This is a genomic window from Citrobacter sp. B72 (assembly GCF_016894305.1).
GTDB classification, from domain to species: domain Bacteria; phylum Pseudomonadota; class Gammaproteobacteria; order Enterobacterales; family Enterobacteriaceae; genus Citrobacter; species Citrobacter portucalensis.
Window position 1 is genome coordinate 1575339 of the sequence record NZ_CP069801.1, and the last position, 23719, is coordinate 1599057.

The window sequence follows — 23719 nt, forward strand, 5'->3', positions numbered from 1 at the left end:
CCATGTCTGAAGGCTGGAATATTGCCATTCTGGGCGCAACGGGCGCCGTAGGCGAAGCCCTGCTCGATACGCTGGCTGAACGCCAGTTCCCGGTCGGTGAAATTTATGCGCTGGCGCGTAATGAAAGCGCCGGTGAACATCTGCGTTTTAACGGTAAATCGGTCATAGTACAGGACGTTGCAGACTTTGACTGGACGCAGGCACAGTTGGCATTTTTTGTTGCGGGCGCTGAAGCCACCGCCGCATGGGTAGAAGAAGCCACTAATGCGGGTTGCCTGGTGATCGACAGCAGCGGTCTGTTCGCGCTTGAGCCAGACGTTCCGCTGGTGGTTCCGGACGTTAACCCGTTCGTGCTGGCGGATTACCGTAACCGCAATGTGATTGCAGTGCCTAACAGTCTGACCAGCCAACTGCTGTCTGCGCTGAAACCGTTGATTGATGACGGTGGGCTTTCGCGTATTACGGTGACCAATATTATCTCAGCTTCCGCTCATGGCAAAAAAGCGGTGGATGCGCTGGCCGGACAGAGTGCAAAACTGCTTAATGGCATCCCGATTGACGAAGATGATTTCTTTGGCCGTCAGTTGGCATTCAACATGCTGCCGATGCTGCCCGATCGTGAAGGTAGCGTGCGTGAAGAGCGTCGTATCGTCGATGAAGTGCGCAAAATTATGCAGGATGACGGTCTGCTCATCTCCGCCAGCATTGTGCAGTCCCCGGTATTTTATGGCCACGCGCAGATGGTAAATTTTGAGGCCCTGCGCCCGTTGGCGGCGGAAGAAGCGCGCGATGCGTTTTCACGCGGTGAAGACGTGGTGTTGTCGGAAGAGACCGACTTCCCGACCCAGGTTGGCGATGCATCGGGCACGCCGCACCTTTCTATTGGCTGCGTGCATAATGATTACGGTATGCCAGAGCAGGTTCAGTTCTGGTCTGTGGCGGACAACGTACGCTTTGGCGGCGCGTTAATGGCGGTGAAAATTGCGGAAAAACTGGTGCAGGAGTACCTGTACTAATGTCTGACCAGCAACAGCCGTCAACCCATAAAATTGCGCTGGGCATTGAGTATGACGGCAGCAAATATTATGGCTGGCAGCGCCAGAACGAAGTGCGTAGCGTTCAGGAAAAACTGGAAAAAGCGCTCTCTCAGGTGGCGAATGAACGCATCAATGTTTTTTGTGCAGGACGCACGGATGCGGGCGTTCATGGCACTGGGCAGGTCGTGCATTTTGAAACCACTGCCCAGCGTAAAGATGCGGCCTGGACACTGGGGGTAAATGCGAATTTACCTGGTGACATCGCCGTGCGCTGGGTTAAAGATGTACCCGATGATTTTCATGCCCGATTTAGCGCCACGGCTCGCCGTTATCGCTACATCATCTACAATCATCGGTTGCGCCCTGCGGTTTTGGGTAAAGGGGTAACCCATCACTATGAACCGCTGGACGCTGAGCGTATGCATCGTGCGGCCCAGTGTCTGATTGGCGAAAATGATTTTACCTCGTTTCGAGCGGTGCAGTGTCAGTCGCGCACGCCGTGGCGAAACGTGATGCACATTAACGTCGAACGTTTCGGTGCATATGTGGTGGTGGATATTAAAGCGAATGCCTTTGTACATCATATGGTCAGGAATATTGTCGGCAGCCTGATGGAAGTTGGCGCCAACAACCAGCCGGAGAGCTGGATAGCAGAACTGTTAGCGGCAAAGGACAGAACGCTGGCAGCGGCAACGGCGAAAGCGGAAGGATTGTATCTGGTTGCGGTAGATTACCCGGACCGGTTCGACCTGCCAAAACCGCCTATGGGCCCGCTATTTCTGGCGGACTAATTTGAGTCGTATAAAGGCAAAACTATGGACCTGATTTACTTTCTTATCGATTTTATCCTGCACATTGATGTGCACCTGGCGGAGCTGGTTGCGGAATACGGTATCTGGGTATATGCCATTCTGTTTCTGATCCTGTTCTGTGAAACCGGGCTGGTGGTGACACCATTCCTGCCAGGGGACTCGCTGCTGTTTGTTGCGGGTGCGCTTTCTGCGCTGCCAACCAACGATCTCAATGTTCATCTGATGGTGGCACTGATGATTGTGGCGGCGATTGTGGGCGATGCGGTGAACTACACGATTGGCAGATTGTTCGGGGAAAAACTTTTCAGTAACCCGAACTCCAAAATTTTCCGCCGCAGCTACCTGGATAAAACCCATGCGTTCTACGAGCGTCATGGCGGTAAGACGATTATCCTGGCGCGTTTCGTGCCAATCGTGCGTACATTTGCGCCGTTTGTTGCCGGTATGGGACATATGTCCTACCGTCACTTTGCGATGTATAACGTCGTAGGCGCATTGCTGTGGGTATTGTTGTTCACCTACGCAGGCTACCTGTTCGGCGATCTGCCGATCGTCCAGGAAAACCTGAAATTATTGATTGTGGCGATTATCGTCCTTTCCGTATTGCCGGGGGTGATTGAAGTAATTCGCCATAAGCGTGCTGCGTCACGGGCTGCAAAATAGAAAGTAACTCAGCGGTTCGACCACTTTTTTATCCAAAGTTTCGGGCTGTTATGTTTTAATGTGCAACATTCATGGTCTGTTAGGGGCAAAAATGGCATTATGCGCCCCTTATAACAAAGCTGACTAGGGTTCAGGCAGAAAGGTCACCAATGAGCTGGATTGAACGAATTAAAAGCAACATTACTCCCACCCGCAAGGCAAGCATTCCTGAAGGGGTGTGGACCAAGTGTGATAGCTGCGGTCAGGTTTTATACCGTGCTGAGCTGGAACGTAATCTTGAGGTCTGTCCGAAGTGTGACCATCATATGCGCATGTCGGCGCGCAATCGCCTGCATAGCCTGTTAGATGAAGGTTCTCTTGTGGAACTGGGTAGCGAGCTTGAGCCGAAAGACGTGCTGAAGTTTCGTGACTCCAAAAAATACAAAGACAGACTGGCTTCTGCGCAGAAAGAAACCGGCGAGAAAGATGCGCTGGTGGTGATGAAAGGCACACTTCACGGTATGCCGGTCGTTGCTGCGGCATTCGAGTTCGCGTTTATGGGCGGCTCCATGGGCTCTGTGGTCGGCGCGCGTTTTGTCCGTGCCGTTGAGCAGGCGCTGGAAGACAACTGTCCGCTGATCTGCTTCTCCGCTTCTGGCGGGGCGCGTATGCAGGAAGCGCTGATGTCTTTGATGCAGATGGCGAAAACCTCTGCTGCGCTGGCGAAAATGCAGGAACGCGGTTTACCGTATATTTCTGTACTGACCGACCCAACAATGGGTGGTGTTTCCGCAAGCTTTGCGATGCTGGGCGATCTCAACATTGCCGAACCGAAAGCATTGATCGGCTTCGCTGGTCCGCGTGTTATCGAGCAAACCGTACGTGAGAAACTGCCGCCGGGATTCCAGCGCAGCGAGTTCCTGATTGAAAAAGGCGCTATCGATATGATCGTCCGCCGTCCGGAAATGCGCCTGAAACTGGCAAGCATCCTGGCGAAGCTGATGAATCTTCCTGCGCCGAATCCGGATGAGCCGCGTGAAGGCGAAGTGGTACCTCCGGTTCCCGATCAGGAACCAGAGGCCTGATAGTTTACGCTATGGGTTTCGGGTTGCAGGCAGGCGACAAGAGTGTTAATCCCGATGAACTTACACCGTTAAGTGATTCGGGAGAGCGAGTACAGCCAACACATCTGCAACGTGGAAAACGACGTGTAAAAAAGGGCAGGCCGGTTGGCGCTGCCCTTTTGCTTTTCTCAACGTAAAGAATCTACAGGCATCATGGACAATAAACGTATCCCTCAAGCCGCGTCGCCCCTGGCGTCGTGGCTTTCTTATCTTGAAAACCTGCACAGTAAAACCATCGATCTGGGCCTTGAACGCGTCAGCCAGGTGGCGCGTAAACTGGGGGTGTTGAAACCTGCGCCATTTGTTTTTACGGTGGCAGGAACCAATGGGAAAGGCACAACCTGTCGTACGCTGGAATCTGTGCTGACTGCGGCAGGCTATAAAGTTGGGGTGTACAGTTCGCCTCATCTGGTGCGCTACACGGAACGCGTGCGCGTGCAGGGGCGTGAACTGCCGGAATCAGCTCATACCGCCTCGTTTGCTGAGATTGAAGACGCACGTGGTGACATTTCCCTGACTTACTTTGAATACGGTACGTTATCGGCACTCTGGCTGTTTAAACAGGCCCAACTGGATGTTGTTATTCTGGAAGTGGGGTTAGGCGGCCGCCTTGACGCCACCAATATCGTCGATGCCGATGTCGCAGTAGTCACCAGTATTGCGCTTGACCATACTGACTGGCTGGGCCCGGATCGCGAAAGTATTGGTCGTGAGAAGGCAGGGATTTTCCGCGCAGAGAAACCGGCCATCGTCGGCGAACCGGAAATGCCTTACACCATCGCGGATGTCGCTCAGGAGAGCGGGGCGATTTTGCAACGTTGTGGTGTGGACTGGCGCTATGCGGTCACGGAGAACGACTGGTCGTTTACTGATGCTCATGGAACGCTGGCGCACCTGCCGTTGCCGCAGGTGCCACAACCTAATGCTGCAACCGCACTGGCTGCACTGCGCGCAAGCGGTCTTAACGTCAGCGAGCAGGCCATTCGTGACGGTATCGAACAAGCGATTTTACCGGGACGCTTCCAGATTGTGAGCGAGTCGCCGCGGGTTATTTTTGATGTTGCCCATAACCCGCATGCGGCGGAGTATCTGACCGGACGTCTGAAAAAGTTAGTGAAAAGCGGGCGTGTACTTGCGGTTATCGGTATGCTACATGATAAAGATATTGCCGGTACGTTGGCCTGGCTGAAAAGTGTGGTTGACGACTGGTACTGTGCGCCCCTGGAAGGGCCGCGTGGTGCAACGGCAGAACAGCTGCTGGAGCACCTGGGCAAAGGCAACGCTTATGACTGCGTGGCGCAGGCATGGACTGCGGCACTTGCTGAGGCGAAGCCAGAAGATACCGTGTTGGTGTGTGGATCGTTTCACACTGTCGCACATGTCATGGAAGTAATAGACGTGGGGAGAAGCGGTGGCGAGTAAGTTTCAGAATCGATTAGTCGGCACAATTGTGCTGGTCGCGCTCGGGGTGATTGTGCTTCCCGGGCTGCTTGACGGCCAGAAAAAGCATTATCAGGATGAATTTGCAGCGATCCCACTGGTACCTAAACCCGGCGATCGCGATGAACCAGACATGATGCCTGCAGCAACGCAGGCGCTGCCGACTCAGCCGCCGGAAGGGGCGGCAGAAGAGGTGCGTGCGGGTGATGCTGCCGCGCCATCGTTGGATCCATCACGTTTGACGACGGCAAACAGTGCGGAGTTAGATCCTGTCCCTGCGCCTGTGGAACCACCGAAACCTAAACCGAAACCGCAGCCTGTTGCCGTCGCCCCGACGCCAACACCGGCACCGACTCCAGCGCCGAAACCGGCCGCTGAGGAAGCGCCAGCGCCAACCGGCAAAGCGTATGTTGTACAACTCGGTGCGCTGAAAAACGCGGATAAGGTCAATGAGATCGTGGGTAAACTTCGTGGCGCGGGCTTCCGGGTATATACTTCCCCGTCAACGCCGGTGCAGGGTAAAATAACCCGCATTCTCGTAGGGCCTGACGCCTCCAAAGATAAGCTGAAGAACTCGCTGGGCGAGCTGCAGAAGATCTCTGGTTTGAGCGGGGTGGTGATGGGGTATACCCCTAACTAAGGGATTGCGTTACGTTGCTCTGATGTAGGCCGGACAAGGTGTTTACACCGCCATCCGGCAGTGTCCGAAGAGGCATAAAATCGTATGGCGTTGAATATTTTTTCAGCGCCATTTTTATTTACGCGTGGAAAGGAAATCCCTACGCAAACGTTTTCTTTTTCTGTTAGAATGCGCCCCGAACAGGACGACAGGGCGTAAAATCGTGGGACACATATGGTCTGGATTGATTACGCCATTATCGCGGTGATTGGTTTTTCCTGTCTGGTTAGCCTGATCCGTGGCTTTGTTCGTGAAGCATTATCGTTGGTGACTTGGGGTTGTGCTTTCTTTGTCGCCAGCCATTACTACACTTACCTGTCTGTCTGGTTTACGGGCTTTGAAGACGAACTGGTTCGAAATGGGATTGCTATCGCGATACTGTTCATCGCGACACTTATCGTCGGCGCTATCGTTAACTTTGTGATAGGCCAACTGGTAGAGAAAACAGGACTGTCGGGTACCGACAGAGTGTTGGGGATTTGCTTCGGTGCTTTGCGTGGAGCGTTGATCGTCGCCGCCATACTGTTCTTTCTCGATACCTTTACCGGTCTGTCGAAAAGTGAAGACTGGGGTAAGTCACAGCTGATCCCGCAGTTCAGTTTCATCATCAGATGGTTCTTTGACTATCTGCAAAGCTCGTCAAGTTTCTTGCCCAAAGTATAAACTTTGGGTCGTTGCTGAACGAGGAAAAGACGTATGTGCGGTATTGTCGGTATCGCCGGTGTTATGCCGGTAAACCAGTCGATTTATGACGCGTTAACGGTGCTCCAGCATCGTGGTCAGGATGCTGCGGGCATCATCACCATTGATGCCAACAACTGCTTCCGCTTGCGTAAAGCAAACGGAATGGTGAGCGATATTTTTGAAGCGCGCCATATGCAGCGTTTGCAGGGCAATATGGGCATCGGTCATGTGCGTTACCCAACGGCTGGCAGCTCCAGCGCCTCCGAAGCTCAACCTTTTTACGTCAACTCACCGTATGGCATTACGCTTGCCCACAATGGCAACCTGACCAACGCGCATGAGTTGCGTAAAAAGCTGTTTGAAGAAAAGCGCCGCCACATCAATACCACTTCAGATTCTGAAATTCTGCTGAATATTTTCGCCAGCGAGCTGGATAACTTCCGCCATTACCCGCTGGAAGCCGACAATATTTTTGCGGCCATTGCGGCAACCAACCGCCAGATTCGCGGCGCCTATGCCTGCGTGGCGATGATTATCGGTCACGGTATGGTTGCCTTCCGCGACCCTAACGGTATCCGTCCGCTGGTGATGGGCAAACGCGATATTGGCGATGGCCGTACCGAGTACATGGTGGCGTCTGAGAGCGTAGCGCTGGATACGCTGGGCTTTGAATTCCTGCGCGACGTAGCGCCTGGCGAAGCGGTGTACATCACCGAAAAAGGCCAGCTGTTTACCCGTCAGTGTGCCGATAACCCGGTGAGCAATCCATGTCTGTTTGAATACGTTTACTTCGCACGTCCTGACTCCTTTATCGACAAGATTTCCGTCTACAGCGCCCGTGTGAATATGGGGACTAAGCTTGGCGAAAAAATTGCCCGTGAGTGGGAAGATCTGGACATCGACGTAGTAATCCCAATCCCGGAAACCTCCTGTGATATCGCGCTGGAAATTGCCCGTATTCTCGGTAAGCCGTACCGTCAGGGGTTTGTGAAAAACCGCTATGTGGGCCGTACCTTTATCATGCCGGGCCAGCAGTTGCGTCGTAAATCTGTGCGCCGTAAGCTGAACGCTAACCGTGCGGAATTCCGTGATAAAAACGTGCTGCTGGTGGATGACTCCATCGTGCGTGGCACCACCTCAGAACAGATTATCGAGATGGCGCGTGAAGCCGGAGCGAAGAAGGTGTATCTGGCCTCTGCCGCCCCGGAAATTCGCTTCCCGAACGTTTATGGCATCGATATGCCTACGGCGACGGAGTTGATTGCGCATGGTCGTGAAGTGGACGAAATTCGCCAGATAATCGGCGCAGATGGTCTGATCTTCCAGGATCTGAACGATCTGATTGAAGCTGTCCGTGCTGAGAACCCGGATATTCAGCAGTTTGAATGTTCAGTGTTTAACGGCGTGTACGTTACCAAAGACGTCGACCAGCAATATCTCGATTTCCTCGACTCCCTGCGTAATGACGATGCCAAAGCGGTGTTGCGTCAGAACGAAGCGGAAAACCTTGAGATGCACAACGAAGGTTAATGTTTGCTCGCAAGCAAGGGCGCAACCTGCGCCCTTGCTTGCAACTCACCGTAATTTCCTGCAAAGTCGGCCCTGAGCAAGTAAGGGCGATTACACATGAAACGACTCATCATTGGTATTTCTGGTGCAAGCGGGGCAATTTACGGCGTGCGCCTGTTGCAGGTATTGCGTGACGTCACTGATGTGGAAACCCACCTGGTGATGAGTGCCGCTGCCCGGCAGACGCTGGCGCTGGAAACGGACCTCTCTGTGCGCGACGTGCAGGCGCTGGCAAATGTGAATCATGATAGCCGTGATATCGCCGCCAGTATCTCCTCCGGCTCTTTTCAGACCGCCGGAATGGTTATTCTGCCTTGTTCAATCAAAACGCTTTCTGGCATCGTCCACAGTTACACCGATGGGTTGCTTACCCGTGCGGCGGATGTGGTGTTGAAAGAACGCCGTCCGTTGGTGCTGTGTGTACGCGAAACGCCGCTGCATCTGGGGCATTTGCGATTGATGACGCAGGCGGCAGAAATTGGGGCGGTAATTATGCCACCTGTCCCGGCGTTTTATCATCGTCCGCAAACGCTCGATGATGTGATTAATCAAACGGTTAATCGCGTGCTTGACCAGTTTGATATTACCCTTCCACAGGACCTGTTCACCCGCTGGCAAGGGGCGTAACCCGTTCCATCAGCGTGCAAAGAATCATCCGTTGCCCTGTTTCAGGGCAATTTTGTAACCGCGATCATATCCTCAACATTTAATTCGTTAAAACTCAACGAAACGCTGCGGTTCAACCGCCAGACCTGCTATCTTCAAAATCAGGACATTATTGCAACGTTTTATTAACATATTTAACGTCGAATATCCTCATCGACGCGAAAATGGCATAAGACCTGCATGAAAAAGTCTGCAAACACACAACACAACGTAAAACATAATAAAATTACGCCACTTGAGGGTTATGTATGAAGAAGACGGTTCTTGCTTTGTCTTTGCTGGTAGGACTCTCCGTCACCGCGGCCAGCTACGCAGCACTTCCGCAGACGGTTCGTATTGGTACAGATACAACGTACGCTCCTTTTTCCTCTAAAGATGCCAAAGGCGACTTTGTCGGCTTCGATATCGATCTGGGAAATGAGATGTGTAAGCGCATGCAGATCAAATGCACCTGGGTTGCCAGTGACTTTGATGCGCTGATCCCATCGCTGAAAGCGAAAAAAATTGATGCCATCATCTCCTCGCTTTCTATCACCGAAAAGCGTCAGCAAGAGATTGCGTTCTCAGACAAACTTTACGCTGCAGACTCACGTCTGATCGCCGCGAAAGGCTCCCCAATTCAGCCGACTCTGGATTCCCTCAAAGGTAAACACGTTGGCGTCCTGCAAGGCTCTACTCAGGAAGCCTATGCCAATGACAACTGGCGCAGCAAAGGCGTGGACGTGGTGGCCTATGCGAACCAGGACCTCATCTATTCTGACCTGACGGCAGGCCGTCTGGACGCGGCATTGCAAGATGAAGTCGCGGCCAGCGAAGGCTTCCTGAAGCAGCCTGCTGGTAAGGATTACGCTTTTGCCGGTCCGTCGGTGAAAGATAAAAAATACTTTGGTGACGGAACCGGGATTGGCTTGCGCAAAGATGATGCAGAGCTGAAAGCCGCTTTCGACAAAGCGCTGGGCGAACTGCGTAAAGACGGCACCTACGACAAAATGGCGAGCAAATATTTTAATTTTAATGTCTACGGCGATTAATACAGCGGCGTGGGGAATTGACTGCACCATTGCGGGTAACCATTTCGGTGCATAATAAATTCAGTGCACTGTTTTGGTGCTTTTATCGCTGACTTAATAAGCATGAATGCATACTTAAGCGCTTTTCATGCAAATAAATACCGCCGACAGGGTAGAATGCTTTGCCTTGTCGGCCTGATTAATGGCACGATAACTGCACCTGGTCCTGTAAAGATCCCCTATAAAAGACAGTCTGTTGAGGATAGTTATGAAAAAACTGGTGTTGTCTCTTTCTCTGGTTCTGGCTTTCTCCAGTGCTACCGCAGCATTTGCAGCCATTCCGCAAAAAATTCGTATCGGTACCGATCCTACTTATGCGCCGTTCGAATCGAAGAATGCGCAGGGTGAATTAGTCGGTTTTGATATCGATCTGGCTAAAGAGCTGTGCAAACGTATCAATACGCAATGTACCTTCGTGGAAAACCCGCTGGACGCGCTGATCCCTTCGCTAAAAGCGAAGAAAATCGATGCCATCATGTCCTCGCTTTCCATTACTGAAAAACGTCAGCAGGAAATCGCATTTACCGACAAGCTTTATGCAGCCGATTCGCGTCTGGTTGTCGCTAAAGATTCTGCTATTCAGCCGACCATTGAGTCGCTGAAAGGCAAACGTGTTGGTGTGCTGCAGGGCACTACCCAGGAAACGTTCGGCAACGAACACTGGGCGCCAAAAGGTATTGAGATTGTCTCTTATCAGGGGCAGGACAATATCTATTCTGACCTGACTGCCGGGCGTATTGACGCAGCGTTCCAGGATGAAGTTGCGGCCAGCGAAGGCTTCCTGAAACAGCCAGTCGGTAAAGATTACAAATTCGGCGGCCCGTCTGTGAAAGACGAGAAGTTGTTCGGTGTGGGTACCGGTATGGGGCTGCGCAAAGACGATAACGAACTGCGCGAAGCGCTGAATAAAGCCTTTGCCGAAATGCGAGCTGACGGTACTTACGAGAAGCTGGCGAAAAAGTACTTCGATTTTGATGTTTACGGCGGTTAATTACCGCAGGTGCTGATAAAGCCCGTAGATTTTTGACGCGTTGAATTTATGCCCGATGGCACCGCGCTTATCCGGCCTACGGTGATTTTGTAGGCCGGATAAGGCAAGGCCGCCATCCGGCATTTAACGGTTAGTCTGAAATCAAAAGAGGCTTACTACTCCACCACACACGACAGGACAGGCAGCATGTTGTATGGCTTTTCAGGTGTTATTTTACAGGGCGCAATTGTTACGCTGGAGCTGGCACTCAGCTCGGTGGTACTGGCGGTTCTGATAGGTCTTGTCGGCGCAGCAGCAAAGCTGTCGCAAAGCCGGGCAATGGGACTTATTTTCGAAGGGTACACAACGCTAATCCGCGGCGTGCCCGATCTGGTCTTAATGCTGCTCATCTTCTACGGATTACAAATCGCGCTGAATACCATTACCGATGCCATCGGTATCGGCCAGATTGATATTGATCCGATGGTTGCGGGCATTATCACCCTTGGATTCATCTACGGCGCCTATTTTACCGAAACTTTTCGCGGTGCGTTTATGGCTGTACCAAAAGGCCATATTGAAGCCGCGACGGCGTTTGGCTTTACCAGCTCACAAATATTTCGTCGCATTATGTTCCCGGCGATGATGCGTTATGCCTTACCGGGAATCGGCAATAACTGGCAGGTTATTCTTAAGGCTACGGCGCTGGTATCGTTGCTTGGACTTGAAGACGTGGTGAAAGCGACTCAGCTTGCCGGGAAGAGTACCTGGGAGCCGTTCTATTTTGCCGTCGTGTGCGGGGTCATCTATCTGGTGTTTACCACTGTTTCTAATGGTGTGCTGCTGTACCTTGAGCGCCGCTATTCCGTGGGTGTGAAGAGGGCTGACCTGTGATCGAGATTATTCAGGAATACTGGAAGTCCCTGCTGTGGACCGACGGATATCGCTACACTGGCGTCGCTATCACCCTGTGGCTTTTGATTTCGTCAGTAGTGATGGGCGGAATACTGGCACTCTTTTTGGCGATTGGTCGCGTTTCCAGTAATAAATTTATCCAGTTTCCCATCTGGCTGTTCACCTATATTTTTCGTGGGACGCCGCTGTACGTTCAGCTACTGGTGTTTTATTCCGGGATGTATACGCTGGAAATAGTTAAAGGCACGGACTTCCTCAACGCGTTTTTCCGCAGCGGGCTGAATTGCACCGTGCTGGCGCTGACGCTGAATACCTGCGCCTATACCACGGAGATTTTCGCCGGGGCTATTCGTTCCGTGCCTCACGGTGAGATTGAGGCTGCGCGCGCATACGGTTTCTCGTCATTCAAACTGTATCGATGCATTATTTTACCTTCCGCGCTGCGTATTGCGCTGCCGGCATACAGTAATGAAGTCATTTTAATGCTGCACTCCACGGCGCTGGCATTTACGGCCACGGTGCCAGATTTGTTGAAAATCGCTCGCGATATCAACTCGGCAACGTATCAGCCGTTTACCGCCTTCGGTATTGCCGCTGTGCTGTATTTGATTATTTCGTATGTCCTGATCAGTCTGTTCCGTAAAGCGGAAAAACGCTGGTTGCAGCATGTATCCTCTAAATGATTCGAGTAACACGATGTCTGAAAATAAATTAAACGTTATCGATTTACATAAGCACTACGGCGAACATGAAGTGCTGAAAGGGGTATCGCTGCAGGCCAACGCGGGTGATGTTATCAGCATTATTGGTTCGTCAGGTTCCGGTAAAAGTACCTTCCTGCGCTGCATTAACTTTCTCGAGAAACCGAGTGCCGGGTCGATTGTCGTCAGCGGTCAGAACATTGGTCTGGTGCGCGACAAAGACGGCCAGTTGAAAGTTGCGGACAAAAATCAGCTACGCCTGCTGCGTACGCGTCTGACGATGGTCTTTCAGCACTTTAATCTGTGGAGCCACATGACAGTGCTGGAAAACGTCATGGAAGCGCCGATTCAGGTGTTGGGGCTGAGCAAGCAGGAAGCTCGCGACCGTGCGGTGAAGTATCTGGCTAAAGTGGGCATTGATGAGCGCGCACAGGGCAAATATCCGGTGCACCTGTCCGGTGGTCAGCAGCAGCGTGTTTCCATTGCCCGTGCGCTGGCGATGGAACCGGAAGTGTTGCTGTTTGATGAACCTACGTCGGCGCTTGATCCTGAGCTGGTGGGTGAAGTGCTGCGCATTATGCAACAGCTGGCTGAAGAGGGGAAAACCATGGTGGTGGTGACCCACGAAATGGGGTTTGCCCGTCATGTTTCCACGCACGTGATTTTCCTGCATCAGGGGAAAATTGAGGAAGAGGGTGACCCGGAGCAGGTATTTGGTAATCCGCAAAGCCCGCGTTTGCAACAGTTCCTTAAAGGATCGCTGAAGTAAGTCAACAGCCCGGAGGCGCTACGCTTTCCGGGCTTACAATTTTAGCGCGTCGCGCTCCAGCCGAAACACCCAGTCGTCGTAGGCGATGCCGTCAATCTCATACGCCTTTTCCAGTACCTGCGTACGTACAAAGCCTGTCTTTTCCAGAATACGGATTGAACCCTTGTTATCCGCCAGCGCGTATGCGTTTATCGCCGTCACACCTGCATGCTCGAAGGCATACTGGCACACCGCGCGCACGGCTTCGCTGGCAATACCTTTCCCCTGAGCCTGTGGCATGATGGCGTAGCCGAGGTCGGCTTCCTGCGGGTAAAGATGGCTGATTTGCAGACCAATATCGCCAAGTGGCGTCGGGCTGTTATGTTCGCGGATGACGAAAGTGTGCTGTGCGGCCAGACGTCTGGCGAATAACAGCCGCGTATCTTTCGCCGGGGCGATGTTGCCCATATAGCGCATGACTTCAGGACATTCACGGAGTTTCTGGAAAAATGACCAGTCAGAAAATTGAAACAAAGAGAGGGTAAGTCGGGGAGTCGATATTATCGCCATAACGTCGCCATTGCGGAAATCTGGTCTATAACCTTACCACCACAACGGCGACTGTGAATAGTGCATAGGGGTTATCGGATGACATCCGCCAGCGCTTCTTCTAAATCGTACCAGCGAAACGTAAAACCGGAAGCTTCCAGGCGTTTGGGCAATGCGCGTTGTCCACCAAGGACCAGTACTGACGATTCCCCCATCAGCAGTCGCATAGCGGTGGCGGGAACGCGCAGAATTGCAGGGCGGTTCAGAGCGTGACCCAGCGCGTGGGCAAACTGCTCATTGTGCACCGGGTATGGCGAAACCATATTGAAGGGACCGCGTAGATCGTTATTCAGCAGCCAGATAATTCCGTTGACCATATCATCAACATGGATCCAGGCCATATACTGGCGTCCGTTACCGATCGGGCCGCCTAAGCCAAGACGAAACGGCGGGACCATTTTTGCCAGAATGCCGCCTGCTGAGGCCAGTACCACGCCGGTACGCAGCATACACACGCGGGTTTTGTCGCTTTGCGCAGTGCTGGCAATTTGCTCCCAGCGGGCGCACAGCTTGTGGGTAAATTCGTTATGCGGTGGCTCTTCTTCCGTAACCACAACTTCGCCCAAATCGCCGTAGTAACCGGTAGCGGAACCGGAGATTAACACTGAGGGCGGCGTCTCGCTGGCATTGATTAAATCGACCAGTTTCTGCGTAATGCCCCAACGGCTCTGGCACAAGCGTTCCTTTTGCTGTGCGCTCCAGCGCTTATCTGCGATAGGTTCTCCGGCAAGGTTAATCACGGCATCAATATTATTGAGATGTTGCCGCTCTTCCAGTCCTTTCCATAACGTGACCCGAGAGTCGAGAATCTGACGAGCCTTATCAGGGGTACGTGTCACTACGATTATCTGATGCCCCAGTTCCAGCAGGCAGGGGATCAGATGACGTCCAATCAGGCCAGTACCGCCGGTAATCAGAATCTGCATGTCGCCTCCCGGGTTACGTTTTAGCGCTGCCAGCTCAGCGTCATTGATACTGAGTCGGCGTAACGCAATGCGTGAAGTTTATCTATCTCCACTTCAGCATAAGTGACCCAGTGATGTTCGCGTGCGATATCGAGCACATCTTGAGTTAATTTTTCTAACAATGAGAAGCGGTTACCCTCCACGTGGGCAATGATGCTTTTGGTTATAGTGCGATAATTCAGCGCGTCGTTGATATCTTCGCTGGTACGGGCTTTGTCTGCCGGATAGTGAATGGCAATATTGATGACGATATCCTGGCGATTAAGGATCTCCTCTTCTTTGATGCCGATAAAGGTGCGCAGACGAAGGTTTTTTATACGAATAATGGCGTCAGGTTGTGACATTGCAGGTTTCCTCCATGTATGAACCTCTGCATGATACACGAGAACCGAATTGCGTCACCGCTTCTCACTCAGTGCTTGCTGCATGGCGCGTTCCGTGGCGGGACGCGTACGGATGCGTTCGTGCCAGTTATTGACCGCCGGGTAATTGTCGAGGTCGATGCGCTGACGCTGATGGGCGTGGATCCACGGCCAGCAGGCAATGTCAGCAATGCTGTAGTGATCGCCTCCCAGCCAGGGTGACGTTTCCAGACGTTTATTCATCACGTTGTACAGGCGCTGGGTTTCAACCTGGTATCTTTCAATAGCGTAAGGGATCGTTTGCGGAGCGTAATGACTGAAATGATGATTCTGCCCCAGCATGGGACCCAGACCGCTGACCTGCCAGAACAGCCACTGCAGCGTGGTGTGGCGTTCGCGTAATTCACCGCTGAGCAGCTTACCGCTCTTCTCCGCCAGATAGAGTAAAATTTCTCCGGACTCAAACAAGCTGATGGGCCTTCCGCCATCTTCCGGCGCATGATCGATAATGGCCGGGATTTTATTGTTCGGCGAGATCAGCAGAAAATCGGGGCGAAACTGGCTGCCTTTGCTGATATCGACATGAATCAGACGGTATTGCAGCTGTGCCTCTTCAAGAAATAGCGTGATTTTGTGACCGTTTGGCGATGGCGTGTAATAGAGATCGATCATTTTCAGCATCCGTTTTGTCATGAACCGGGTCATTACAAGTATAGAGCCTGTTGGCGTGCGTGAGTTTTCATCAAGTGACAGCGAGAGAAAGACTCTATATTTTGAAAGCAAGCCAATACACTTCAGAGGACATTATGAGCAAATCTGCAATTACGCTGTGGTCAGATGCCAATTTTTTCTCCCCTTACGTGCTGTCTGTTTATGTTGCTCTGCAAGAGAAAGGGCTACCCTTTACGCTGAAAACCGTTGATCTCAATAGTGGTGAACACTTGCATCCTTCATGGCAAGGTTACGCCTTGACGCGCCGCGTACCGGTTCTTGAGATCGATGGTTTTGAACTGAGCGAATCATCAGCGATTACAGAATTCCTGGAAGAGAGCTTTGCACCGCCACAGTGGGAGCGTATCTACCCACACGATGTACAAAAGCGCGCTCGGGCGCGCCAGGTTCAGGCGTGGATCCGCAGCGATTTAATGCCTATCCGTGAGGAACGATCAACAGATGTCGTTTTTGCTGGCGTGAAGAAAGGACCGTTAAGCGAAGTGGGAAAAGCCAGTGCGGAAAAACTGTTCGCTACTGCGAGCAGTTTACTGAGCCACGGTAAGCAGAATTTATTTGGCGAATGATGTATCGCTGACTGTGATTTAGCGCTAATGCTTAATCGCCTGGTCCTTAACGGCGATGAGGTTCCAGAAGCGCTTGCGGAATACGCCACCTTCCAGTGGCAGCGCGCTTCAGTACAGCGTTTTATCGCGCTTTCAGCGAAGCGTTCCTGCTGAAAAACGGGCCGTAATCCAGTATCATTACAAGGTAATTTTCAGCGAGGAGTGAGTGATGAAACTGATGTTCGCATCGGACATTCATGGTTCGTTGCCAGCCACGGAACGCGTACTCGAGCGGTTTGCTGCAAGCGGCGCGCAATGGCTGGTGATATTGGGTGATGTTTTAAACCACGGGCCGCGTAATGCGCTTCCAGAAGGCTATGCACCTGCGCAGGTTGCTGAACGGCTGAATGAGCTGGCATCGCGAATTATTGCGGTGCGTGGTAATTGCGACAGCGAAGTGGATCAGATGCTCCTGCATTTTCCGATGACTGCGCCGTGGCAGCAAATTCTGACAGAAAACCAGCGACTCTTTTTGACGCACGGACATCTTTTTGGCCCGCAAAATTTGCCGGCGCTCAATGCGGGCGATGTTCTGGTTTATGGGCATACTCATCTGCCGGTTGCTGAGCGGCGCGAGGGTATCTATCATTTCAATCCCGGCTCGGTAAGCATCCCGAAAGGGGGCTTTGCGGCAAGTTACGGGATTCTGGATGATAATGTTCTCAGCGTAATGGCACTCAATGATCAAAGTGTTATTGCACAGGTCGAGATTAATCCGTAATTTACCCCACAAACATAAACGCGCCGTAAGAGCGCCAGAAAAAAGAAGGTTTCCTGATGGTGGAACAGCGTCGTTTGGCAAGTACTGAATGGGTGGATATTGTGAATGAAGACAATGAAGTCATTGCACAGTCCAGCCGGGAACAAATGCGGGCGCAACGCTTACGCCATCGTGCAACGTATATCGTTGTGCATGATGGTATGGGCAAAATTCTGGTTCAACGTCGCACTGAGACAAAAGATTTTTTGCCCGGCATGCTGGATGCCACCGCAGGCGGTGTGGTTCAGGCTGACGAGCAGATGCTGGAATCAGCGCGTCGTGAAGCAGAAGAGGAACTGGGGATTGCGGGCGTGCCGTTTGCCGAGCATGGTCAGTTTTACTTTGAAGACCAGAACTGTCGCGTATGGGGTGGGTTGTTTAGCTGCGTTTCCCACGGACCGTTTGCGCTTCAGGAAGATGAGGTCAGTGAAGTTTGCTGGTTGACGCCGGAAGAAATTACCGCGCGCTGCGACGAATTTACACCGGACTCCCTGAAAGCCCTGGCGCTGTGGATGACCCGCAACGCCAAGAATGAAGGGGCGAAAGCCGAAAAGCAGGAAGAAGCTGAGTAAACTCTGTTCATCCGGCCTACTGCGTCGAGAAATCGAGTAGGCCGGACGCACACTTTTTAATGGTAACCCATCATCTGCGCGCCAATCACCACCACGCTGGACATAACAAACAGCAGTCCCAACAGCGTAGCACCTACCTTCAGCCAGTTACGAAAATCCACCCGACAAACGCCTAACGTAGCCATCAGAGATGCTGACGTCGGATAGATAATATGACTGAATCCGTCGCCAAACTGGAAGGCCAGGACTGTGACCTGACGGTTTACGCCAACCAGATCGCCCAGCGGTGCCAGTAGCGGCATGGTTAACGCAGCCTGACCAGAGCCGGAAGTGACGAAGAAATTAAAAACTGCCTGGAACAACAGCATAAACCACGCCGCGATGGCGTTATCCAGCCCGCTGATGCCATTGGCAATGCTGTGCAGCAGAGTGTTTAACACGCTGGCTTCACCCGCCTCTCCATTACCGACCAGCAGTAAAATGCCTTTGGCAAAACCAACCAGCAGGGCAGGGGCAATCATCATTCGTGCACCCTCAGTGAATGAGGAGGCCATGATGTTGACCGTCATGCCGTTGAGCCGAAACACGACGCCGATAATGCCAATCACCAGACCCATCGTGAAGAACTGACTGGCGATCTCAGGAATAAACCACGCGTTGACGATAACGCCCCAGACAACCCAAATCATCACCGCGGTTAGCACCAGTAGCACTAACCAGTCGCCCAGCGTGAAGCGTCGTTCCACGACCTCGTCCTGCTGCTCGCGAAAGAAGCTGTCGGATTCATGTACCCGGGACAAAAGCGGATTCTTTTTGATACGCGCCGCATAGGCCAGCGTGAAGGTCAGCCCGATTAGTGTAGCGATCACCCAGACCACGATGCGTAGCCCGGAACCAGAGAGCACCGGTACCCCCGCAATACCTTGCGCGACCACCACGCAAAATGGGTTCATCCATGAACTGGCGAAACCAATCTGAGTTGCGATATAGGTAACCAGCACGGTGGTGATACTGTCGTAACCTAGCCGTACCATCAAAGGCGCGATGATAATGGCAAAGGCAACAGCCTCTTCCCCCATGCCAAACACCGCACCGCCTAAGGAGAAGAGAATAAACAGCACTGGGATAAACAGGACCTCGTTGCCCCGCGTATGGCGAATGAGCGCCAGGATGCCGTTATCAATGGTGCCGGTACGCATAACGATGCCGAATGCGCCGCCAATGACCAGCATAAACATAATGATGCCGACAGCAGTGCCGAATTTCGAGCCGGAGGTTAATCCTTCAAACGGGAAATTCATCAGGCCTGGGCGTTCATCTCCGGTGGTGAATAACTGCACCCGGTGATACTGCTCTTCACCTGCGTCGTTGGTCAGAATACGAAAGGAATGGGGGTCAACCACCTTACGGGTTTTGGTTTGTCCATCAACCTGATACTGAACTTCCTGGCTGTCGAACATCCCGACGGGAACAACCCATGTTGCCAGACTGGTTAAAATGGCGACGAAAAAAATAATCACCAGCGTGTCGGGCATCGCCCATTTTTTAGCTGGCTGTGATTCTGTTACTGCTGACATGAAAGACTATCCCTGTTGCAACGCAAAAGAGAGTAAGTATGCGAACAGAAGAATAGTTATTCATTGATGCAGCGCATCCAGGCAAATGTTTCAGATTATGCCAAAAGGGAAATAGACATAAAAAAACCGGAAATATCAGCTATTTCCGGTTTGATAAGCAGATGTGTTGCCGGATAAGAGATCCGGCACACTCGGCAGATTACTGCTGCTGCTGGGAAGACTGGATCGCGGTCAGTGCGATGGTGTAGACGATATCGTCTACCAGCGCGCCACGAGACAGGTCGTTCACCGGCTTGCGCATACCCTGCAGCATTGGCCCGATGGAGATCAGGTCGGCAGAACGCTGTACCGCTTTGTAAGTGGTGTTACCGGTGTTCAGATCCGGGAAGATGAACACGGTAGCGCGACCTGCAACCGGAGAGTTCGGCGCTTTGGATTTCGCTACGTCAGCCATAACGGCGGCGTCGTACTGCAGCGGACCGTCGATCATCAGGTCAGGACGTTTTTCCTGTGCCAGACGGGTTGCTTCGCGAACTTTCTCTACGTCACTACCTGCACCAGAAGTACCGGTGGAGTAGGAGAGCATCGCTACGCGCGGTTCGATACCGAAGGCAATTGCGGAATCAGCGGACTGAATCGCGATTTCTGCCAGCTGCTCTGCAGTCGGATCCGGGTTGATCGCGCAGTCGCCGTAAACGTAAACCTGATCCGGCAGCAGCATGAAGAACACGGAAGACACCAGAGAGCTACCCGGTGCAGTTTTGATCAGCTGCAGCGGCGGACGGATGGTGTTCGCGGTGGTGTGCACTGCACCAGAAACCAGACCGTCAACATCGTCCTGTTCCAGCATCAGGGTACCGAGAACCACGTTGTCTTCCAGCTGTTCGCGGGCAACGGTTTCGGTCATACCTTTGTTTTTACGCAGTTCGACCAGGCGAGCAACGTAGCTTTCGCGAACCACATCTGGATCAACGATTTCTACACCAGCGCCCAGTTCAACGCCCTGAGAGGCTGCAACGCGGGTGATCTCATCCGGGTTACCCAGCAGTACGCAGGTTGCGATACCACGTTCAGCACAGATGGCTGCCGCTTTAACGGTGCGCGGTTCGTCGCCTTCCGGCAGAACAACGCGTTTGCCCGCTTTGCGTGCCAGCTCGGTCAACTGATAACGGAACGCCGGTGGAGACAGACGACGGCTACGCTCAGAGGTTGCAGTCAGGGATTCAATCCAGTCAGCGTTGATGTAGTTAGCAACGTATTCCTGAACTTTCTCAATGCGCTCGTGATCGTCAACCGGAACTTCCAGGTTGAAGCTCTGCAGGCTCAGAGAGGTCTGCCAGGTGTTGGTGTTTACCATGAATACCGGCAGGCCGGTTTCAAATGCACGTTCGCACAGTTTAGTGATGCGCGCGTCCATTTCGTAGCCGCCAGTCAGCAGCAGGGCACCGATTTCCACGCCGTTCATAGCAGCCAGACATGCTGCAACCAGCACGTCAGGACGGTCGGCAGAAGTCACCAGCAGAGAACCTGCGCGGAAGTGTTCCAGCATATGTGGAATGCTGCGTGCGCAGAACGTCACAGACTTCACGCGACGGGTGTTGATATCGCCTTCGTTAACGATGGTGGCGTTCAGGTGACGCGCCATATCGATTGCACGAGTAGCGATTAGATCGAAGCTCCATGGCACCGCGCCCAGAACCGGCAGCGGACTGGATTCTTGCAGTTTAGCCGGATCAACTTTGATCACTTTCGCTTTGGAAGAGTCGTCGAAAATCTCGGACAGATCCGGGCGAGTACGGCCCTGCTCATCAACCGGTGCGTTCAGTTTGTTAACGATTACGCCGGTGATGTTGGTGTTTTTCGCGCCGCCGAAGCTGCTGCGAGTCAGTTCAATACGCTCGTTCAGCTGTTCCGGGGTGTCGGTACCCTGAGACATAACGAAGACGATTTCCGCGTTCAGCGTTTTCGCGATTTCGTAGTTCAGAGACTGCGCGAACTGATGTTTACGGGTTGGGACCAGGCCTTCAACCAGTACGACTTCAGCGTCTTTGGTGTTCGCGTGGTAGTTCGCGATGATCTCTTCCATCAGCACATCTTTCTGATTGCTGGACAGTAAAGATTCAACGTGGCTCATCTTCAGCGGCTCAGCGGCTGGCAGAGAAGAGTTAGCACGGACGATGCTGGTAGTCTGGTCTGGCGCATCGCCACCGGCACGCGGTTGAGCGATCGGCTTAAAGACGCTCAGACGAACGCCTTTGCGTTCCATTGCGCGGATCACGCCAAGGCTGACGCTGGTCAGGCCGACGCTGGTTCCGGTAGGGATCAGCATAATAATACGGGACACGGTTTATCCTCTTTCGTTACCGCCAATTTAGACGGGTTACAAAACAGCACCGCCAGCTAGGCTGGCGGTGTGAAATCAGGCAGTCAGACGGCTCGCGTCTTGCGCGATAACCAGTTCTTCGTTGGTTGGGATAACCAGCGCAGGACGGGTACCTTCTTTGTTGATGAAACCAGATTTGCCGAAACGTGCGGCCAGGTTACGTTCGTGGTCAACTTCAAAGCCCAGAACGCCCAGTTTGCCCAGAGACAGTTCACGAACCATCGCTGCGTTTTCACCGATACCACCGGTGAAGACAACTGCATCCAGACGACCATCCATCAGCGCAGTGTAAGAACCGATGTATTTCGCCAGACGGTGGCAGTAAACGTCCATTGCACGTTTAGCGTCTTCTTTAGTAGCGTAGTTATCTTCAACATAACGGCAGTCGCTGGTGACTTCGGTCAGACCCAGCAGGCCGGACTCTTTGGTCAGCATTTTGTTGATCTGGTCAACGCTCATGCCCAGGGTATCGTGCAGGTGGAAGATGATCGCCGGGTCGATGTCACCGGAACGCGTACCCATCACCAGACCTTCCAGCGGGGTTAGACCCATGGAGGTATCAACACATTTACCGTTACGGATAGCAGATACAGAACCGCCATTGCCCAGGTGGCAAGTGATGATGTTCAGCTCTTCAACCGGTTTGTTCAGCACTTTTGCCGCTTCCTGTGTGACGAAGAAGTGGCTGGTACCGTGCGCGCCGTAACGACGAACGCCGTGTTCTTTGTACAGGCTGTACGGCAGAGCATAGAGGTAAGACTCTTCCGGCATAGTCTGATGGAACGCGGTGTCGAATACAGCCACGTTTTTGTCTTTCAGATTAGGGAAGGATTTCAGCGCTTCTGCGATACCGATCAGGTGAGCCGGGTTATGCAGCGGTGCGAAAGAGGCAGAATCTTTGATGCCCTGAATAACGGAATCATCGATAACCACGGAGCTGGTGTACTTCTCGCCGCCGTGTACGATACGGTGACCAATAGCGGTCAATTGCGCAGACAATTCTGGTTTTTGTGCCAGAATAGTGTTAACGATAAAGTTCAGCGCTTCACTGTGAGCGGCGCCTGCACCTAAAGCCGCTTCTTGTTTACCGCCGTCCATTTTCCACTTGATACGTGCTTCTGGGAGATGGAAACATTCGGCTAAACCAGAGAGGTATTCTTCACCGTTTACTGCATCGATGATGGCAAATTTCAGTGAGGAGCTACCGCAGTTCAGAACCAGTACTAACTTACTCGACATGGAAGTACCTATTTATGATACGTGGCTAAAAAAACGTCAGGGAGTCATAGAGCGTAGCGCATGATGACACCGACGTTTATGATTAACATCATGCGCCATAGTCTTTTTGGGCACGATGGAATAAATACCTTTGAGTCTATGTCATTTTGCGTATTTTTCAGGCAATGGCATAATGTATGCCAATTTGACGACTCAATGATTTTGGACTACAGGCCTTACAGGCCGGCACAGGATACCTGAATGTGGGTATCAAAGACAAAATGTTTTGAACGATGTCCCTTGTAGTTGTTGTTTTGCACAAATTTTTTAATTTTTATATGTGAAGTTGAGGTAACCGCCATGTCGACACCGGATAATCGCTCCGTCAATTTTTTTAGCTTGTTTCGCCGGGGGCAGCACTATGCAAAGACGTGGCCAATGGAAAAGCGCCTTGCGCCCGTGTTTGTTGAGAACCGCGTGATCCGCATGACGCGTTACGCGATTCGTTTTATGCCGCCTATCGCCGTCTTCACCTTATGTTGGCAAATTGCGTTAGGGGGGCAGTTGGGCCCGGCCGTGGCGACTGCTCTGTTTGCGCTTAGCCTGCCGATGCAGGGGATGTGGTGGCTGGGAAAACGTTCCGTAACGCCGCTGCCGCCTTCAATTCTCAATTGGTTCTACGAAGTTCGGGGTAAATTGCAAGAAGCTGGGCAGGCGCTCTCTCCGGTGGAAGGAAAGCCGGATTACCAGGCGTTGGCTGACACGCTTAAGCGCGCCTTCAAACAACTGGATAAAACTTTCCTTGATGATTTGTAATTGACCCCTGATTACGCATATAAAAGAAGGCACAAGATGCCTTCTTTTTTTTCATCGCAGTAG

Annotated in this window: 24 protein-coding genes and 1 pseudogene; 18 read left to right on the plus strand and 7 right to left on the minus strand. The window is 52.4% G+C overall.

Annotated elements, in window-relative coordinates; translation table 11 throughout:
• Window positions 1-2 precede the first annotated feature (2 nt).
• The 14 genes from JQN59_RS07440 to hisP all read left to right on the plus strand — a co-directional run bounded on the left by JQN59_RS07440 (window position 3) and on the right by hisP (window position 13078).
• Window positions 3-1016 (plus strand): aspartate-semialdehyde dehydrogenase, encoded by a 1014-nt coding sequence (locus JQN59_RS07440; RefSeq protein WP_063940568.1) that lies wholly within the window; start codon window positions 3-5, stop codon window positions 1014-1016.
• Entirely contained in the window at window positions 1016-1828 is an 813-nt protein-coding gene (truA, locus tag JQN59_RS07445; protein ID WP_149607678.1) for a tRNA pseudouridine(38-40) synthase TruA, read from the plus strand. The genes JQN59_RS07440 and truA overlap by 1 nt, the downstream gene beginning before the upstream one ends.
• Before the next feature lie 24 nt (window positions 1829-1852).
• Window positions 1853-2512, plus strand: coding sequence for a DedA family protein (locus JQN59_RS07450; RefSeq protein ID WP_003028140.1), 660 nt, complete (start codon window positions 1853-1855; stop codon window positions 2510-2512).
• A 149-nt stretch (window positions 2513-2661) separates the two neighbouring features.
• A complete protein-coding gene (gene accD, locus JQN59_RS07455; protein ID WP_003834797.1) occupies window positions 2662-3576 on the plus strand; it encodes an acetyl-CoA carboxylase, carboxyltransferase subunit beta in 915 nt (304 codons plus the stop codon).
• Between the two features lie 192 nt (window positions 3577-3768).
• Window positions 3769-5037, plus strand: coding sequence for a bifunctional tetrahydrofolate synthase/dihydrofolate synthase (gene folC / locus JQN59_RS07460; RefSeq protein ID WP_149607677.1), 1269 nt, complete (start codon window positions 3769-3771; stop codon window positions 5035-5037).
• Window positions 5027-5695, plus strand: a complete 669-nt coding sequence (dedD, locus tag JQN59_RS07465; protein ID WP_003834793.1) for a cell division protein DedD — start codon at window positions 5027-5029, stop codon at window positions 5693-5695. Before folC ends, dedD begins: the two co-directional genes overlap by 11 nt.
• A 213-nt stretch (window positions 5696-5908) precedes the next feature.
• A complete protein-coding gene (gene cvpA, locus JQN59_RS07470; RefSeq protein ID WP_003028129.1) occupies window positions 5909-6397 on the plus strand; it encodes a colicin V production protein in 489 nt (162 codons plus the stop codon).
• A 33-nt stretch (window positions 6398-6430) separates the two neighbouring features.
• Window positions 6431-7948 (plus strand): amidophosphoribosyltransferase, encoded by a 1518-nt coding sequence (purF, locus tag JQN59_RS07475; RefSeq protein ID WP_003028127.1) that lies wholly within the window; start codon window positions 6431-6433, stop codon window positions 7946-7948.
• A gap of 96 nt (window positions 7949-8044) precedes the next feature.
• Window positions 8045-8614 (plus strand): UbiX family flavin prenyltransferase, encoded by a 570-nt coding sequence (locus JQN59_RS07480; protein ID WP_060683492.1) that lies wholly within the window; start codon window positions 8045-8047, stop codon window positions 8612-8614.
• 287 nt (window positions 8615-8901) lie between these two features.
• Entirely contained in the window at window positions 8902-9684 is a 783-nt protein-coding gene (gene argT / locus JQN59_RS07485) for a lysine/arginine/ornithine ABC transporter substrate-binding protein ArgT (protein WP_149607676.1), read from the plus strand.
• 247 nt (window positions 9685-9931) lie between these two features.
• The gene (gene hisJ, locus JQN59_RS07490) at window positions 9932-10714 is read left to right on the plus strand and encodes a histidine ABC transporter substrate-binding protein HisJ (RefSeq protein ID WP_003028120.1); all 783 of its coding nucleotides are present in this window, start codon (window positions 9932-9934) and stop codon (window positions 10712-10714) included.
• A 186-nt stretch (window positions 10715-10900) separates the two neighbouring features.
• Window positions 10901-11587: a histidine ABC transporter permease HisQ gene (locus JQN59_RS07495; RefSeq protein WP_003028118.1), complete on the plus strand. Its 687-nt coding sequence runs from the start codon at window positions 10901-10903 to the stop codon at window positions 11585-11587.
• Window positions 11584-12291, plus strand: coding sequence for a histidine ABC transporter permease HisM (hisM, locus tag JQN59_RS07500; RefSeq protein WP_003028116.1), 708 nt, complete (start codon window positions 11584-11586; stop codon window positions 12289-12291). Before JQN59_RS07495 ends, hisM begins: the two co-directional genes overlap by 4 nt.
• 13 nt (window positions 12292-12304) lie before the next feature.
• The gene (gene hisP / locus JQN59_RS07505; protein WP_003028114.1) at window positions 12305-13078 is read left to right on the plus strand and encodes a histidine ABC transporter ATP-binding protein HisP; all 774 of its coding nucleotides are present in this window, start codon (window positions 12305-12307) and stop codon (window positions 13076-13078) included.
• A gap of 33 nt (window positions 13079-13111) precedes the next feature.
• Here the strand turns inward: hisP and JQN59_RS07510 are convergent, their stop codons facing one another.
• The 4 genes from JQN59_RS07510 to yfcG form a co-directional block, all read right to left on the minus strand.
• Complete coding sequence (locus JQN59_RS07510; RefSeq protein ID WP_071845290.1) at window positions 13112-13627, minus strand: GNAT family N-acetyltransferase; 516 nt, start codon at window positions 13625-13627, stop codon at window positions 13112-13114.
• 71 nt (window positions 13628-13698) lie between these two features.
• The gene (locus tag JQN59_RS07515) at window positions 13699-14592 is read right to left on the minus strand and encodes a TIGR01777 family oxidoreductase (RefSeq protein WP_003834782.1); all 894 of its coding nucleotides are present in this window, start codon (window positions 14590-14592) and stop codon (window positions 13699-13701) included.
• Between the two features lie 20 nt (window positions 14593-14612).
• Window positions 14613-14975, minus strand: a complete 363-nt coding sequence (gene folX, locus JQN59_RS07520; protein ID WP_003028107.1) for a dihydroneopterin triphosphate 2'-epimerase — start codon at window positions 14973-14975, stop codon at window positions 14613-14615.
• A 54-nt stretch (window positions 14976-15029) separates the two neighbouring features.
• Window positions 15030-15665: a GSH-dependent disulfide bond oxidoreductase gene (gene yfcG / locus JQN59_RS07525; RefSeq protein WP_020996685.1), complete on the minus strand. Its 636-nt coding sequence runs from the start codon at window positions 15663-15665 to the stop codon at window positions 15030-15032.
• A gap of 134 nt (window positions 15666-15799) precedes the next feature.
• Between yfcG and yfcF the strand changes: the two are divergent.
• The 3 genes and pseudogenes from yfcF to yfcD all read left to right on the plus strand — a co-directional run bounded on the left by yfcF (window position 15800) and on the right by yfcD (window position 17662).
• Window positions 15800-16444: pseudogene (yfcF, locus tag JQN59_RS07530) on the plus strand (glutathione transferase).
• Window positions 16445-16499: 55 nt separating this feature from the next.
• Entirely contained in the window at window positions 16500-17051 is a 552-nt protein-coding gene (gene yfcE, locus JQN59_RS07535) for a phosphodiesterase (protein WP_048215855.1), read from the plus strand.
• 56 nt (window positions 17052-17107) lie between these two features.
• A complete protein-coding gene (gene yfcD, locus JQN59_RS07540) occupies window positions 17108-17662 on the plus strand; it encodes an NUDIX hydrolase YfcD (protein WP_003834775.1) in 555 nt (184 codons plus the stop codon).
• A 56-nt stretch (window positions 17663-17718) separates the two neighbouring features.
• Here the strand turns inward: yfcD and yfcC are convergent, their stop codons facing one another.
• The 3 genes from yfcC to ackA form a co-directional block, all read right to left on the minus strand.
• A complete protein-coding gene (yfcC, locus tag JQN59_RS07545) occupies window positions 17719-19239 on the minus strand; it encodes a putative basic amino acid antiporter YfcC (RefSeq protein WP_149607674.1) in 1521 nt (506 codons plus the stop codon).
• Window positions 19240-19438: 199 nt separating this feature from the next.
• Window positions 19439-21583 carry a phosphate acetyltransferase gene (gene pta, locus JQN59_RS07550; RefSeq protein ID WP_008785351.1) on the minus strand — a complete coding sequence of 715 codons (2145 nt, stop codon included), beginning with the start codon at window positions 21581-21583 and terminating at the stop codon, window positions 19439-19441.
• Window positions 21584-21658: 75 nt separating this feature from the next.
• Window positions 21659-22861 (minus strand): acetate kinase, encoded by a 1203-nt coding sequence (gene ackA / locus JQN59_RS07555; RefSeq protein WP_003834770.1) that lies wholly within the window; start codon window positions 22859-22861, stop codon window positions 21659-21661.
• 339 nt (window positions 22862-23200) lie between these two features.
• Here ackA and yfbV point away from each other — a divergent pair, with 339 nt between their 5' ends.
• Complete coding sequence (gene yfbV, locus JQN59_RS07560; protein WP_003028087.1) at window positions 23201-23656, plus strand: terminus macrodomain insulation protein YfbV; 456 nt, start codon at window positions 23201-23203, stop codon at window positions 23654-23656.
• Window positions 23657-23719: the final 63 nt, after the last annotated feature.

Bases quoted from the DNA above. Each gene is read 5' to 3' on its own strand.
- hisJ (WP_003028120.1), top strand. From the start codon at position 9,932: ATGAAAAAACTGGTGTTGTCTCTTTCTCTGGTTCTGGCTTTCTCCAGT.
- JQN59_RS07510 (WP_071845290.1), bottom strand. From the start codon at position 13,627: ATGGCGATAATATCGACTCCCCGACTTACCCTCTCTTTGTTTCAATTT.
- hisP (WP_003028114.1), top strand. From the start codon at position 12,305: ATGTCTGAAAATAAATTAAACGTTATCGATTTACATAAGCACTACGGC.
- JQN59_RS07515 (WP_003834782.1), bottom strand. From the start codon at position 14,592: ATGCAGATTCTGATTACCGGCGGTACTGGCCTGATTGGACGTCATCTG.
- yfcE (WP_048215855.1), top strand. From the start codon at position 16,500: ATGAAACTGATGTTCGCATCGGACATTCATGGTTCGTTGCCAGCCACG.
- cvpA (WP_003028129.1), top strand. From the start codon at position 5,909: ATGGTCTGGATTGATTACGCCATTATCGCGGTGATTGGTTTTTCCTGT.
- JQN59_RS07480 (WP_060683492.1), top strand. From the start codon at position 8,045: ATGAAACGACTCATCATTGGTATTTCTGGTGCAAGCGGGGCAATTTAC.
- JQN59_RS07495 (WP_003028118.1), top strand. From the start codon at position 10,901: ATGTTGTATGGCTTTTCAGGTGTTATTTTACAGGGCGCAATTGTTACG.
- truA (WP_149607678.1), top strand. From the start codon at position 1,016: ATGTCTGACCAGCAACAGCCGTCAACCCATAAAATTGCGCTGGGCATT.
- folC (WP_149607677.1), top strand. From the start codon at position 3,769: ATGGACAATAAACGTATCCCTCAAGCCGCGTCGCCCCTGGCGTCGTGG.
- argT (WP_149607676.1), top strand. From the start codon at position 8,902: ATGAAGAAGACGGTTCTTGCTTTGTCTTTGCTGGTAGGACTCTCCGTC.
- purF (WP_003028127.1), top strand. From the start codon at position 6,431: ATGTGCGGTATTGTCGGTATCGCCGGTGTTATGCCGGTAAACCAGTCG.
- accD (WP_003834797.1), top strand. From the start codon at position 2,662: ATGAGCTGGATTGAACGAATTAAAAGCAACATTACTCCCACCCGCAAG.
- yfcD (WP_003834775.1), top strand. From the start codon at position 17,108: ATGGTGGAACAGCGTCGTTTGGCAAGTACTGAATGGGTGGATATTGTG.
- yfcC (WP_149607674.1), bottom strand. From the start codon at position 19,239: ATGTCAGCAGTAACAGAATCACAGCCAGCTAAAAAATGGGCGATGCCC.
- JQN59_RS07440 (WP_063940568.1), top strand. From the start codon at position 3: ATGTCTGAAGGCTGGAATATTGCCATTCTGGGCGCAACGGGCGCCGTA.
- ackA (WP_003834770.1), bottom strand. From the start codon at position 22,861: ATGTCGAGTAAGTTAGTACTGGTTCTGAACTGCGGTAGCTCCTCACTG.
- folX (WP_003028107.1), bottom strand. From the start codon at position 14,975: ATGTCACAACCTGACGCCATTATTCGTATAAAAAACCTTCGTCTGCGC.
- yfbV (WP_003028087.1), top strand. From the start codon at position 23,201: ATGTCGACACCGGATAATCGCTCCGTCAATTTTTTTAGCTTGTTTCGC.
- JQN59_RS07450 (WP_003028140.1), top strand. From the start codon at position 1,853: ATGGACCTGATTTACTTTCTTATCGATTTTATCCTGCACATTGATGTG.
- yfcG (WP_020996685.1), bottom strand. From the start codon at position 15,665: ATGATCGATCTCTATTACACGCCATCGCCAAACGGTCACAAAATCACG.